The organism is Enterobacter sp. TCD1-1 (assembly GCF_020567405.1).
Taxonomy (GTDB): domain Bacteria; phylum Pseudomonadota; class Gammaproteobacteria; order Enterobacterales; family Enterobacteriaceae; genus Enterobacter; species Enterobacter quasiroggenkampii.
The window spans coordinates 119,665-133,043 of the sequence record NZ_JAJCXF010000002.1 but is presented as its reverse complement, the minus strand read 5'-3'; the positions used below and the strand labels follow the sequence as shown (position 1 = coordinate 133,043).

General features: G+C 53.9%; 14 protein-coding genes. 7 read left to right on the top strand and 7 right to left on the bottom strand.

The window, feature by feature from the left end:
* The gene (locus LJA86_RS13450) at window positions 1-405 is read right to left on the bottom strand and encodes a hypothetical protein (protein WP_008499807.1); all 405 of its coding nucleotides are present in this window, start codon (window positions 403-405) and stop codon (window positions 1-3) included.
* A 103-nt stretch (window positions 406-508) separates the two neighbouring features.
* Here LJA86_RS13450 and LJA86_RS13445 point away from each other — a divergent pair, with 103 nt between their 5' ends.
* Both LJA86_RS13445 and LJA86_RS13440 read left to right on the top strand, forming a co-directional pair.
* On the top strand, window positions 509-1,012 hold the full coding sequence (locus LJA86_RS13445; RefSeq protein WP_045909961.1) for an ESA_00282 family adhesion-associated protein: 504 nt from the start codon (window positions 509-511) through the stop codon (window positions 1,010-1,012).
* Window positions 1,013-1,094: 82 nt separating this feature from the next.
* Entirely contained in the window at window positions 1,095-1,583 is a 489-nt protein-coding gene (locus LJA86_RS13440; RefSeq protein ID WP_008499805.1) for a TIGR00645 family protein, read from the top strand.
* Window positions 1,584-1,635: 52 nt separating this feature from the next.
* Here LJA86_RS13440 and LJA86_RS13435 read toward each other — a convergent pair whose 3' ends face one another.
* Complete coding sequence (locus LJA86_RS13435; RefSeq protein ID WP_126534065.1) at window positions 1,636-2,676, bottom strand: aldo/keto reductase; 1,041 nt, start codon at window positions 2,674-2,676, stop codon at window positions 1,636-1,638.
* 181 nt (window positions 2,677-2,857) lie between these two features.
* Entirely contained in the window at window positions 2,858-5,323 is a 2,466-nt protein-coding gene (locus LJA86_RS13430; protein WP_229226303.1) for an autotransporter domain-containing protein, read from the bottom strand.
* Between the two features lie 550 nt (window positions 5,324-5,873).
* Here LJA86_RS13430 and LJA86_RS13425 point away from each other — a divergent pair.
* The 3 genes from LJA86_RS13425 to LJA86_RS13415 all read left to right on the top strand — a co-directional run bounded on the left by LJA86_RS13425 (window position 5,874) and on the right by LJA86_RS13415 (window position 8,277).
* Window positions 5,874-7,421 carry a methyl-accepting chemotaxis protein gene (locus LJA86_RS13425; RefSeq protein WP_229226302.1) on the top strand — a complete coding sequence of 516 codons (1,548 nt, stop codon included), beginning with the start codon at window positions 5,874-5,876 and terminating at the stop codon, window positions 7,419-7,421.
* 125 nt (window positions 7,422-7,546) lie between these two features.
* Window positions 7,547-7,801 (top strand): hypothetical protein, encoded by a 255-nt coding sequence (locus LJA86_RS13420; RefSeq protein WP_048029030.1) that lies wholly within the window; start codon window positions 7,547-7,549, stop codon window positions 7,799-7,801.
* A gap of 203 nt (window positions 7,802-8,004) precedes the next feature.
* Window positions 8,005-8,277, top strand: a complete 273-nt coding sequence (locus LJA86_RS13415; RefSeq protein ID WP_048029031.1) for a hypothetical protein — start codon at window positions 8,005-8,007, stop codon at window positions 8,275-8,277.
* A 44-nt stretch (window positions 8,278-8,321) separates the two neighbouring features.
* Here the strand turns inward: LJA86_RS13415 and LJA86_RS13410 are convergent, their stop codons facing one another.
* The 4 genes from LJA86_RS13410 to yghU all read right to left on the bottom strand — a co-directional run bounded on the left by LJA86_RS13410 (window position 8,322) and on the right by yghU (window position 10,543).
* Window positions 8,322-8,648 carry a DNA-binding protein gene (locus tag LJA86_RS13410; protein ID WP_196346562.1) on the bottom strand — a complete coding sequence of 109 codons (327 nt, stop codon included), beginning with the start codon at window positions 8,646-8,648 and terminating at the stop codon, window positions 8,322-8,324.
* 12 nt (window positions 8,649-8,660) lie between these two features.
* Window positions 8,661-8,993, bottom strand: a complete 333-nt coding sequence (locus tag LJA86_RS13405; RefSeq protein ID WP_229226301.1) for a type II toxin-antitoxin system RelE/ParE family toxin — start codon at window positions 8,991-8,993, stop codon at window positions 8,661-8,663.
* A gap of 192 nt (window positions 8,994-9,185) precedes the next feature.
* Complete coding sequence (locus LJA86_RS13400) at window positions 9,186-9,518, bottom strand: glycine zipper domain-containing protein (RefSeq protein WP_045909953.1); 333 nt, start codon at window positions 9,516-9,518, stop codon at window positions 9,186-9,188.
* Between the two features lie 158 nt (window positions 9,519-9,676).
* Window positions 9,677-10,543: a glutathione-dependent disulfide-bond oxidoreductase gene (yghU, locus tag LJA86_RS13395; RefSeq protein WP_023615831.1), complete on the bottom strand. Its 867-nt coding sequence runs from the start codon at window positions 10,541-10,543 to the stop codon at window positions 9,677-9,679.
* A gap of 245 nt (window positions 10,544-10,788) precedes the next feature.
* Here yghU and LJA86_RS13390 point away from each other — a divergent pair, with 245 nt between their 5' ends.
* Together LJA86_RS13390 and LJA86_RS13385 are read left to right on the top strand one after the other, a co-directional pair.
* A complete protein-coding gene (locus tag LJA86_RS13390; RefSeq protein ID WP_229226300.1) occupies window positions 10,789-12,378 on the top strand; it encodes an ABC transporter substrate-binding protein in 1,590 nt (529 codons plus the stop codon).
* A gap of 45 nt (window positions 12,379-12,423) precedes the next feature.
* Window positions 12,424-13,377, top strand: coding sequence for an ABC transporter permease (locus LJA86_RS13385; RefSeq protein WP_080347320.1), 954 nt, complete (start codon window positions 12,424-12,426; stop codon window positions 13,375-13,377).
* The last annotated feature ends 2 nt before the right edge of the window (window positions 13,378-13,379 follow it).

Here is a 13,379-nt window from a genome sequence, read left to right as displayed (position 1 = left end):
TTAATCCTCCCCCAGGCTATAAAAAATTGGGTTGTTTTTTTCACGCGTAATTAAGTTAAGCCAAATTTCATTGCCCGCTTCGTTAATTTCTTTGGTTTTTTCGGCCAATATTTGACTTAGTTTCTGAGCATCTATTTCTCCTTCGGCCTGCAGATCGTTCAGCAGGTGGACGAAGGCTTCAATTTTTATGGCGCGAAATAAGCGGTCTTTAATATGGCGATCGTGCTCTTCCAGCAACATATTACGGGATTTGCCGGTGCGGGAAACACCAATTAATATATCAGGCTCGAAATCAGAGAGCTTTCTTTTCCCCTGAGTGAAACTGACCTCTTTTTCTGCTTCCGTCGGTTGCTGTTCCACAGGCGTAATGTGGTACTTAGCCGGGACGAGATAGTCGGGCAGCATTTTTAATTTCCTTTAATTTCAACAGGGTGGGGTTGGTAAAGGCGTGAGATTCGTTGACAATATCATGAGGCAAATTTAAAATCAAAAAAAATGGAGCCTACCCATGAACAGCATCTTTTTTACGGTCATCACATTACTATTACTGACCGCTGGTGTGCTTTTATTGATGCAGGAGTTCAATAAAACGAAAGTGTCGAAAGACGCCAGTGAACCGCCGCAACCGGAACTCATGACAAAAGAGGAAGGAGAAGACCATTTCTCTGTATTGATGAACTCCGTTACACCTGTCTGGTACTGGCGGGTGAACCATGAATATATCGACTTTTTACACGCGACAATTAAACGCATGAAAATGTCGGAAATTAATGACACGCCAGGACTGTTTGAGGCACAGCGTCGCTGTAGCGACCTGAATTCAGCCGTGTATAAATATTATGACAATATCAAAAAACGCTGCCTTAACGGCGAGAAGGTCTCTTATTCCGATCTGGACGTATTAAATTTGCGTCAGTGTTTTCGTGAGTTCAGCCTGGAAGCCTACCCGGAGCTGGTGGTGCTGGTCTGGCCGGAGTACGCCCGTCCGGAAGTTAACCCCGACAACGTCTGAGTCACCAGACTGGTGAGTTATTGCAAACAGTCAGCGCCATTGGGATATACTGGGCGCTGGTTTCTTTTGCAAACAGGACTTTATGGAACGCTTTTTTGAAAACGCCATGTACGCCTCTCGCTGGATACTGGCCCCCGTCTATTTTGGCCTTTCGCTGGCGCTTATCGCGCTGACGATTAAGTTCTTTCAGGAAATCCTGCACGTTCTGCCGAACATTTTTTCTATTGCCGAGGCGGATTTGATTCTGGTTCTGCTGTCGCTGGTGGATATGACCCTGGTGGGCGGACTGCTGGTGATGGTGATGTTTTCCGGCTACGAGAATTTTGTCTCCCAGCTGGATATCGACGAGCGTAAAGAGAAGCTCAGTTGGTTGGGCAAAATGGATGCCTCGTCGCTGAAGAATAAAGTGGCCGCGTCGATTGTGGCGATCTCTTCTATCCACCTGTTACGCGTGTTTATGGACGCGAAGAACGTGCCGGATAACAAACTGATGTGGTATGTCATTATCCATCTGACGTTTGTGCTGTCTGCGTTTGTGATGGGGTATCTGGATAAGATTAGTAAGAAGTAAAGTACACCCTAACCCTCTCCCCAAAAGGGAGAGGGGACTGCTCTGTGCGGCCTTATTTATCCGACGACGCCTGCCACAGATTCAACTCTCCATCCGCGACATGCTGGTCAATCCGCTTGAGTTCGTCCTCAGTAAAGTGCAGGTTATCCAGCGCCCGAACGTTCTCCTCAATCTGTTCCGGACGGCTTGCGCCAATCAGCACTGACGTCACGCGCGCGTCTTTCAGCAACCAGCTCAACGCCATCTGCGCCATGGTCTGACCCCGCGCCTGCGCCATCTCACTCAGCAAACGCAGGCTGTTCAGGTTGGCTTCGGTCAGCATTTTTTCGTTCAGACCGCGGACTTTCTTGCCTTCACGCTGCATGCGTGAATCTTCAGGAATACCGTTCAGGTATTTTCCGGTCAGCAGCCCCTGCGCCAGCGGGGTAAAGGCGATACACCCGGTCCCGTTTGCTGCAAGCGCATCCAGCAAACCGGTCTTATCGACCCAGCGGTTGAGCAGGTTATAGGACGGCTGGTGGATCAGCAGGGGGATCTTCCACTCGCGCAGCAGCTCGGCCATTTTTTGCGTGCGCCCGGTTGAGTAGGAGGAAATGCCCACATACAGCGCTTTCCCACTCTGCACCGCCTGTGCCAGCGCAGAGGCTGTCTCTTCCATCGGCGTGTTTTCATCCACGCGGTGGGAATAGAAAATATCCACGTATTCGACGCCCAGGCGCTTCAGGCTCTGATCGAGGCTGGCGAGCAGATATTTGCGTGACCCGCCCGAACCATATGGCCCCGGCCACATGTCGTAACCGGCCTTGGTGGAGATCACCAGCTCGTCGCGGTACGCGGCAAAGTCCTCCCGCAGCAGGCGGCCGAAATTCTCTTCCGCGCTACCCGCCGGAGGTCCGTAGTTATTGGCCAGATCGAAATGGGTGATGCCGAGGTCGAAGGCTTTGCGCAGCAGCGCCCGCTGGGTTTCAAGAGGCTGGACGTGACCGAAGCTGTGCCACAGTCCCAACGACAGCGCGGGCAAGCGCAGGCCGCTCTTGCCACAGTGGCGGTACTGCATGTTTTCGTAGCGGTCAGGGGCAGGGTACCAGGACATGATGTCTCCTTTTCTTATCGATAATTTTTTGAAACGTCGTTTTCATTCTGTCCTTATCAAAACACAAATCCCGGGGAGAAGCGATGGCAGAACTCCCTGCCAGCAATTTTCCCCGGGATGCGTCAGACATTGAGCCCTGCACTGCCCGGTACACGCAGGTCACCGGGCAATCAGACGACTATCAGAAGCTATAGCTCATCCCCGCCTGTACGCTGGCATCGTTATCCACATCGCCAGTACCGACATAGACGCCAGTGGTCAGGGTGAAGTTATGGGCGATGGTGGCGTTGATGCCTGCCCCAAAGATGCCCATGGTGTTGTTGTGACCGGCGGTATTGTGATAATCCGCCGCCTGAATGTCGGTGTTATCGCTGAACTCTTTCTGGAAGCGCGCGTCGATCCACGGCATCACCTTCACGTTTTTGTTCGGATCGCGAAGGGTGGTGGTGAGCCTCACGCCCGCGCCGCCGTTCCAGGAAGAGACCTGGCTGTCGGCAAAGGTGACTTCGCTGTCAGAGAAGCCGTTCGCTTTGGTTTGATCCCAGCCAAGAGTGGCGTAGGGTTGCAGCAGCGTTTCGCCTGGCAGCAACACGTTCACCCCGGTGCGGGCCTGCGCCAGATACAGACTGCCATCGGTGGAGCCGTGCAGCGCTTCCGTCATGCCGCTGGTATCGCCCGTCACGTTGTTGGCAGACAACGAGTAACGCATATCGCCGTAGCTGAAGCTGCCGTCAGCAAACAGACCCCAGGTTCGGCCGTTCAGCGCCTGCTGCCAGCCGCCATACAGGCTGTAGTAGTTACCGTAAACGCTGTCTTTGAAGCTATCCGCACCGTCGCTGGTGTCCTGCACGCGGCTGCGCGTCCATGCCAGCGCGATACCGCCGGTGACGCTGTCGCCGTTGTCCAGATGCGCCGTCCAGTCTACGCCGCCCTGCGCACCCTGAGTGATGCTTTTATAGTTGACGTCGTTGCTGAAATTACCGTTCTGATAAAGGAAATCGCCCCAGACCTGCGCACCGTCCTGCTGTTCTCCCAGCAGGTTTGCCAGATGCACCTGGTTCATGTGGTTGCTGATGTCATCCGCTACCTGATGCCCGGCCTGTTCCGCTGCATCCAGGCCGGCTACCAGCCCCTGAACGTCGCTCGCAAGGTTGCCCTTCTGGCTATTAAATTCAATATTCCAGCTCTGGCTATTATCTGCAGTCAGCTGAGCCTGAGGCACGCTGTCGGCTGCAACAATATTCAGACTGTTGTTGTAGTTATACGCGCCGCTACGGTTCTCCACGGTCTGGTCGCCGTTGGTAAATGTGGCTGCTGCATAATTCTGCGGCGCACTGCTGCCCGACGTGGTGAAGGTCCCCAGGACTATCCCCTGCTGATTTTGCGCTGACGGCGTAATGCTGTTCACCACCACGGCGTTATTTGCGCCGGTAATATTACCGAAATTCACGTAGCTGTCGGTGCTCATGGTAACCAGCGCATTGCTGTTATCGCTGGTGGTATTTACCGTTTCAAACTGGCTTATTTGTCCGGAAATGGAGCTGCCCGCATCCATTGACAGAGTATCGCTGCCGTCACCACCGTTAACATTGCCATTGACATGTGAATCATTGGTCAGCACGACCGTATCATCACCTGCACCCGTTGTAATATCACCGTTGACGGTTGCGTTGTTCTGCAGCGTAATTGTGCTATTGCCCGTATTCTGGCTGGTATTTATCTCGCCATTCACGGTGCTGTTATCCACCAGAACGGAATTTGCGGAGTTGCCATCGACGGTCACATTGCCATTTACCACGCTGTTATTGGTCAGTGAAATCAGCGTGGTGCCGTTTTCGTTAAAGGCCCCAATGTCGCCGGTGACCGTGCTGTTATTCAGCGCCAGCGAATCAGCCTTCGTTCCGTACATCGCGATGGCGACATCGCCAAAAGCATCCAGGTTGATGTCGCTGAAGGGCTTGTATTCGCTCAGTTTTACCGCCAGCGTGTCGATGTTCTGCGCGATTTCGCTCTGCGAGGCATCCACGGAAGCGTTAGTCAGCGTAATATTGGTATCAGATTTATCGCTACCCGCGTAAATACCGCCTTTATCCATTGTGCTGTTGCTGATGGCAATATTTTGTGCACCGGCTCCAGCACTGAGAATACTGCCGTGCAGCATGCTGCCGTCCTCAACGTTGACGGTGTGGTAACCTTTATCCATGGGGTCGAGGTAAATGGCGGAACCCATCATATAGGCTTTCTTGCCCTCGTAGCTTCCGGCGTCATTTTCGCCATTCAGCGTGGCGTCATCGATGGTTACCGTCGTATTGGTGGTCGCACCGGTATTGCCCACTTCGATCATATCGACGGTGGCGCCGTTATTCACCGTAATATTAGCCGTCCCCCCGTTGCTGCCCTGAATATAATGGCCGGACATGTCGGTACCAGAAACGGTTAATGATTGAGTATCCCCTGATTCACGGCTTCCATCCATAAAGATATTATTTGCGTTGGCGTCGGCCATAATGGCATTAGTCACGCCGGGATCTTCATAGAAACTATTATCTTTATATTTCGATAAGCCGCAGGTCTGCGACGTCACGCCAGGCTGGCAGGGCGTAGCGGGAGTGACGGCAGCCTGGGCACCAAATGACGTTAAAGCCACTAAGACACATTGCGAAAGCAACGTACGATTCATTAATTTGCGCATTTTAAGTTCTCTGGATGAGTCGAAAATTGTCCGGCTCTTTTTAATTGAATTTATTTAAAATAAGAACTTTCTTAGCGTCTAAGGATGTAATGAAATCTGAAGATATATATCGAGCAATAATTGACGTTTAAATAATTAAATCTAATTAATAAATTTGAATTAATTCATGTGCTAAATATTTTTGAATGATTTGCATACAAATTAAAGGGTTTCTTGACCGGTCGTGCGGTTCTTTGACCTTCTTATTCACCGGGATATTAACCCTTTCGGATCATGAGGTTAATTAACTGTTTGCCTGTTTTACATTTTGACGGCTGCTGAAATATGAAAACACGTATTGTGCAGTTAGATTTACCCCGCGGCGATTATCCTTCTCCGGCGAACGGCAGGGTAGTGAAGATTTTTATAAAATTACGCGCGAAATAGTATAACTTCGCCAGTTTCTGCCGATAACGAGGGTAAGACTCGCCTCTGGGCGAATTCACCCTCACGGCAAGGAAGACTTATGAATATGCTCCGTAATTTCACGATCCGTTTCGTCATGCTGACGATTCTCGGGATCTTTTGTGTAATGTGGGCGGGTGTTGGCTTGTACAGCACCTGGTCCCTGTCTCGCGTTTCAGATGGCAACGAGGTGGACCGCCAGCTGGTCAAGCAGATGACGGTGCTCAGTCAGGGCAACGATCAGTATTTCCGCTTTGTGACCCGTCTGAGCCGCGCAATGGAAGTCAAAGCCGCAGGCGGCACGCCGGATCTGGCCTCTGCCCAGCAGGCGCTGGATAACATGGGCAAGAAGCTGGCTGAGATGAAAGCCATTTCTCCAGGCCCAATGGATGAGCAGGTCTCTTCACGAGCGATCGGTGCCTGGCAGGCGCTGCTCGAACAGGGCGTGACGCCGCAAATGCAGCAGGCGAAACTGGGCGCGCTGGACGGCTATCGTCAGCAGGCTAACAACGTCACCCCACCGCTGAGCCGCGCGTTCGGTGCGGCGGCTGAAGAGTTCAACAATGCTGCCGCGAAGTCGCTCGACAGTACCCGCGTGGTGGTGGACGGCCTGACCAGCATGACCCGCACGGTGATTATCATCGCCACGATCGTCGGCCTGCTGCTCCTGCTCTTCACCGACCGTTATCTGGTGGCGATGCTGGTAAAACCGCTGGATCGCATTCGCCAGCAGTTCCGCCAGATTGCCCAGGGCGATCTCAGCCAGCCCATCGAGCCGTTCGGCCGCAACTGCGTGGGCCAACTGGTGCCGCTGCTGAGCGCCATGCAGGACAGCCTACGCGAAGCGGTCAGCACGATCCGCTCCGGCAGTGAAAATATCTGGCGCGGCGCGACGGAGATTTCCAGCGGTAACAACGATCTCTCCTCCCGTACCGAAGAGCAGGCGGCGGCGCTGGAAGAGACGGCTGCCAGCATGGAGCAGCTGACCGCCACGGTGAAGCTGAACGCGGAGAGTGCGCGCCAGGCAAGCCAGCTGGCCGATGTAGCCTCAACCACCGCCAGCCGCGGCGGCTCGCTGGTGGAAGAGGTGGTGACCACCATGAGCGGTATTTCGGAAAGCTCGAAGAAAATTGCTGAAATCACCAACGTCATTAACAGCATTGCCTTCCAGACCAATATTCTGGCACTCAACGCGGCGGTTGAAGCCGCACGCGCGGGTGAACAGGGCCGAGGCTTTGCCGTCGTCGCAGGCGAAGTTCGCAACCTGGCAAGCCGCAGCGCCAACGCGGCAAAAGAGATTGAAGGGCTGATTACCGACTCCGTGTCCCGCGTCGAGCAGGGGGCGAAGCTGGTGGGCGATACCGGCACCACCATGGATGCGATTTTGCGGGACGTGACGGAAGTGACGACCATTATGAAGCAAATTGCCTCGGCCTCTGAGGAGCAGAGTAAGGGTATTTCGCAGGTCGGAATTGCCATTACCCAGATGGACGGTGTTACCCAGCAAAACGCCTCGCTGGTGGAGGAGGTTTCCGCGGCGGCGGCGGCGCTGGAGCGTCAGACCGAAGATCTTCAGCGCTCGGTGCAGAAGTTCCGCCTGACGGCATAACGCAACGTGATAAGGCCGCCTTGTGCGGCCTTATATTATTAACGCCTTCCTCATTCAGCGGCGCTGAAACTGCTATTCTTTTGCTAACCCCTGACGTTCTGGGCTCTCTTCTACGAGGTGTTGCTATGAACAGATCGTTATCTTTTATCCCTGTCCTTTCTCTCATTTTTCTGACGCTTTTCTCGGTTTCCGCCAGTGCGACCCAGCAGGCGCAAGAACGGCGCGTAGCGCGTGATGTCAGGCAGGAAACCCGCGATGCGTCACGGCAGGTGAAGCAGACCTGCGTGGCGAACAATAACCAGAGTAATCACGACTGCCGCCAGGACAAGCGTCAGATGAAACAGGCCGGACGGCAAAAAGCGCGGGATATTAAGTATTAACATAACAGGTGAGGCGGCATGCAAGCGTATTTCTTGCCGCCTTTTTAAAAAAACGTAAGTCAATATTTTTTAAATATTAAATTATTTGCTTGTAACAATATATTTGGCATTTTCTGCACATTCCAGAACATGAAAATTAATATTGTCTTAAGATTCGGTCGACATAATGAATTATCTTCTTGATACCGGAAATAATTCAATTTATGAAAAACCGTATTATTTTATTTGCTGCCCTGGCAGGTTTTGCCGTGGTCAATACAGCGATGGCCCAGAGCGTCACGGTCGATGTTCCTACCGGGTATAAGGTCGTGATTGTTCCGCAGTCAGCCACGGTTCCTGAGGCGGTAAGCGTTGCGCCTGCACCTGCACAAACAACGTATGCCGCCCCTGCACCGGTCTATCATCCGCGTGCACGCCATGTGGCGAGCGTGGCGGAAGGGATGGTGATTGAGCATCAGTATGACGATCACCATTGATGTATTGCCCGGGTCGCACATCCGGGCCTATTTTGGAGTGGCTCTCACGCTGTTGTGTTTAATCCTGCTGTTGCAATTCGGGATATTGGGTATCCCGTTGCAGATGCCACTTCGGCGATACGCTTAAATGAAGGATTACCTTTTGGTGACAGTGATTTGTAGAGTGATTCGCGAGAAATGCCTGCGCGTTTTGCAATGACAGTCATCCCGCCGGAGGCTTCTATAACATGCCGTAAAGCCAGCATGAATGCCTCATAGCCTCCGGGCTCGTCAATTTCAATGAAAGCCTGATGAAGATATACGGGCGCGAAATCCGGAGAATCTTTCAGGAGCTGTACCATTGCGTCATCATGGAGTACTGATTTAGCCATTGCGATTTCCTTTTATATCCTGCGCTTGTAGTCGTTGAGGTACTCAACGGCTCTTTCAATATCTGCACTTTGCTTTTTTTTCGTTCCAGTCAGTAGCACCAGACTCACTGCGCCATCTGCCGGATCGGAGACTTCGCTGAAATAGACACGGTAACCCGGCCCCTGGTTAATTCTGAGCTCTGAAACGCTCTCTCTGCATGGTTTACAATCACCATAGTTACCCGTTGATATTCTGGCGACACGCGTGGCAATCATGGCTTTTGCTATGGGATCTTTCACACTTCTTAGATATGCATCAAAAGGGTCATACCCGTCAGCTGTGATGTAGTGTTTAACCTTAGCCATTATTGTAGCCTGTAGTTTACGATAAGCAAATACATTGTAATCTTCAGGCTACGACTGGCAATTGTTAACATCGCTGCGACAGAGGGGAAATGCTATTTCGGAAAGCGGCTCGCAAAAATGCGAGACTGGGTGCGGGGTTATTACTGAACAGCCATGAGGCCGGGCACGCGCTGCGACGCCCGGCGAAGTTTATCAGTGCGTCGCTTCACCAATCAGCGCGCCCGTGCCTGCGCCAACGGCTGCACCTTTCAGCACGCTCTTGCCGGTAACCGCCGCGGCACCTGCGCCCACGGCAGCCCCTACGGCGCCGCCTTTACGCGCGGCTTTACCTTTGTCGCCGTTTTTGAACATGGCACCGGTGCCTGCGCCAACAACGGCACCGCCAACGGTGGATTTCAGATCTTTGCCCGTGGCCGCGCCAATGGCAGCGCCTGCTACCGCGCCAGCGGCGGTTTTATCGATGGCCATTCCCGAGGTGGAAAAAATGAGGGCGCTGATAACCAGCGTTGTTTTAATAACTTTCATAACAGATCCTTTGTGACTGCTGTCGGTTGATACGTTGCTTCTCACTCTGAGGTGAGAAAAACGCACAGATAGTGCCAGCAATACCGACTCAACCTTTAGGCCAATCATGCCCTGAGCAAGGATCTCTGTTGCCGGGCGGCGATCCGCCCGGCTAGTCGTCACGCCTGACGCTTATCTTCCGTATTGGTCTCGAAGTCGCTCGACGCGTGGCGTTCGTGGAGCTGCTCGTTCAGCTCGCCGCTGGTGCGGTTAACGATGCGTCCGCGCTTAACGGCATGGCGATTCGCCACGTCTTTCGCCCAGCGCTGCACGTTGGTGTACTTCTCTGCATCCAGGAACTCGGCGGCGTTGTACACGCTGCCCAGCGCCACGCAGCCGAACCATGGCCAGATGGCGATATCCGCGATGGTGTACTCCTCACCCGCCACGTAGCGACCGCGCGCCAGCTGTTTATCCAGCACGTCGAACAGGCGTTTGGCTTCCATGGTGAAGCGGTCAATCGCGTACTCGATTTTCACCGGGGCATAGTTGTAGAAGTGGCCAAAACCGCCGCCGAGGAACGGCGCCGCGCCCTGCAGCCAGAACAGCCAGTTCAGCGTCTCGGTGCGTCCCGCCGGATCTTTCGGCAGGAAGTGGCCGAATTTCTCTGCCAGGTAGAGCAGGATATTGCCGGATTCAAATACGCGCGTTGGTGGGTTCGTGGAGTGGTCACGCAGCGCCGGGATTTTCGAGTTCGGGTTCACCTCAACGAAGCCGCTGGAGAACTGATCGCCCTCGCCGATGCGGATCAACCACGCGTCGTACTCCGCGCCCGTCACGCCCAGCGCCAGCAGCTCTTCAAGCATGATCGTCACTTTCTGGCCGTTCGGTGTGCCCAGCGAGTAGAGCTGCAGCGGGTGAGAACCGACAGGAAGATCTTTCTCATGGGTCGCGCCGGAAATGGGGCGGTTGATGTTGGCGAACGCGCCGCCGTTGTTCTTTTTCCATTCCCACACTTTGGGTGGCTGATAGGTGTTGTCTGACATGTTGGCCTGCCTTTTTTGTGATGTGTTGAGGCAGTGTAGCAGGAGATTGGTGAACCGTTTAACGTTGTGAGCGCAAGCAATTAACCGCTATTCCTTCTGCTGCTTATATATATCAAATCCGGCATAAGCTTAATCGAAAATCGCATTTTCATAACTAATGCGTTAATGGATAAAGCTGCATATGATGCTTCAACATAAATAAAAGATGCAGTCATAAACACTTTATAAGGCAAGGAGTTAGTGAGATGCGCAAGCTTCTGTTATCGGCAGTGGTCGTTTCGATCGCGTTAGGCCTGGCGGGCTGTGATGATGCGAAAAATAAAGAGACCAATACGCCCCCTGCGGCAAAAAGCGACGCGCCAAAAGCGGGCGGTTCGCTGATTATCGGGATTACCTCCGGCGATCCGTTAGCCGTGAATCCGCTCTATGCCAGCGACCGTACCACGTTAACCATCATGCAGGCGCTCTATGCCCCGCTCTATAGCTTCAACAACGGTAAGATCGAGTGGGGCCTGGCGGAAAGCCTGACGCCCTCCGCCGACAACCTGAGCTACACCCTGACGTTAAAACCCAACCTGAAATGGCAGGACGGACAGCCGCTGACGGCGGACGATGTGGTCTTTACGTTCAATAAGCTGCTGGATGCCAAACAGCACAGCTTCTTCCGCAGCATGTTCACCTACGGCGATAAGCCGGTACAGGTAAGCAAGGTTGACGACCGCACCGTTAAGTTCACCTTACCGCAGGTCAGCGCGGCCTTTACCGGCACGCTGGTACAGATCTACCCGATCCCGCAGCACGTGTTCGCCAGCGAAGGCGACCTGGAAAAGAGCAGCAAAAACGATGCACCGGTCGGCTCCGGGCCGTTCAAATTTAAAGAGTACCGCGCCGGGCAGTACTACGCCCTGACCCGTTTTGACGATTACTGGAACGGCAAAGCGAAGCTCGATTCGGTCACCTACCGTTTCGCCAAAGACAGTAACGCCGCCAACCTTGCGCTGCAAAACGGTGAAATCAACCTCAAGATGGTTGATCCGCAGGATGTGAACCGTCTGAAAAATACCGGTAAGTTTGACTTCGTGGTCTATCCGGAAGGCCGCCTGGCCTATATGACGTTCAACCAGAACGTGCCGGTGATGAAGAGCAAAGAGCTGCGTCAGGCCATTGCTTACGCCATCAACAAAGACGAGCTGACCCAGACCGCGTTTACCTCGCTGGACTACGCCAAACCAGCGACCTCGTTCCTGACGCCCGATACGCTTTACAAAACGGATGACGTTGAACAGTACACATTCGATCTGCAAAAGGCCAAAGAGCGGCTTAAAGCATCCGGCGCGCCGGACAACCTCAAGCTGCGCCTGGCGTATGTGAACACCAGCAAAACCCAGGAGAGCATGGCGCTCTATATTCAGCAGGCGCTGAAGGCTATTGGGGTGAACGTAGAGCTGATGCCGCTGGATTCCAACGCCATGTCCCAGCGCAGCCTCGATATGAACAACACCGCGTGGGAGCTCAACCTGGGCGGCTACATCATGGGCTCCGAGCCGGACGGCTACAAATCGCTGTTCATGAGCAATGAAGCCTATAACTACGCGCACTACAAAAATCCGCAGTTTGATGCCCTGTGGGATAAAGGCGCCGTGGAAACTGACGCCGCGAAACGGGCTGAGATCTACAAGCAAATTCAGCAAACGGTGGCAAACGACATGACGTACTACCCGATCGCCTATACCAATGCGACCGTCGCGGTGGACAAGCGTTTTGGCGGTACCGAGGAAGCGGAGCCGAAACCGGTCTATCTGTTCCAGGATCTGTCAAAAATCTATCAGAAATAAGCGATTGCCCCGACCGTCGGGTCGGGGCCTTGGTAAGGGCATGTCGTGAACACACTTCTCACGCGTCGGCTGCTGCAGCTGCTGCCGATGCTGTTCTTTATTTCACTGGTGGCGTTCTTGCTGGTCAAGCTCGCGCCCGGCGATCCGGTGGCGGCGTACATTACGCCGCGTATGGCTCCGGAAGATATCGAACGTATTCGCCAGAGCCTGGGGCTGGATAAGCCCCTGGTTACGCAGTACGTCCTGTGGCTGAAAAACGTCCTGCAGGGCGATCTCGGCTATTCGCTGATCTACCACCGCCCGGTGCTGGAGATGATCGGCGAACGCATTCCGGCCACGCTGGGGCTGATGGGCGCGTCGCTGCTGCTGGCGATCGTGCTGGCCATCCCGCTCGGCCTGCTGGCGGGGGCATTTAAGCACCGCTGGCTGGATCACGTGCTTAATCTGTTTGCCTATATCGGCATCTCGGTGCCGATTTTCTGGTTCGGCATCTTGCTGATTACGGTCTTTGCCGTGCAGCTTAACTGGTTCCCCAGCATGGGGATGCGCACCATCGGCATGGAAGATAATGCGCTGGACGTGCTGCGTCACGGCGTGCTGCCGTGTATTGCCCTCACGTTCTACAACCTCTCCAGCTATGTGCGCTACATCCGCTCCAACACCATCTCGCAGCTCTCGGCCGACTACGTGCAGACCCAGCTGGCTTACGGCGCCACGCGTTCCAGCATTCTGTTCCGCCACGTGCTGAAAAACGTGCTGCTGCCGGTGATCACCCTGTTCGGCCTGTCGTTTGGTGAGCTGATTGTGGGGGCCTATGTGACGGAAAGCGTCTTCTCGTGGCCGGGGATGGGGCTGCTTGGGATCCAGTCGATCGCCTCGCTGGACTATCCGCTGATCATGGCGATCATCATGCTCTCGTCGATGATGCTGATCGTCGGTAACCTGATCGCCGATCTGCTTTATCGCTTCGCCGATCCCCGCATTCGTACGCTGAGGTAACC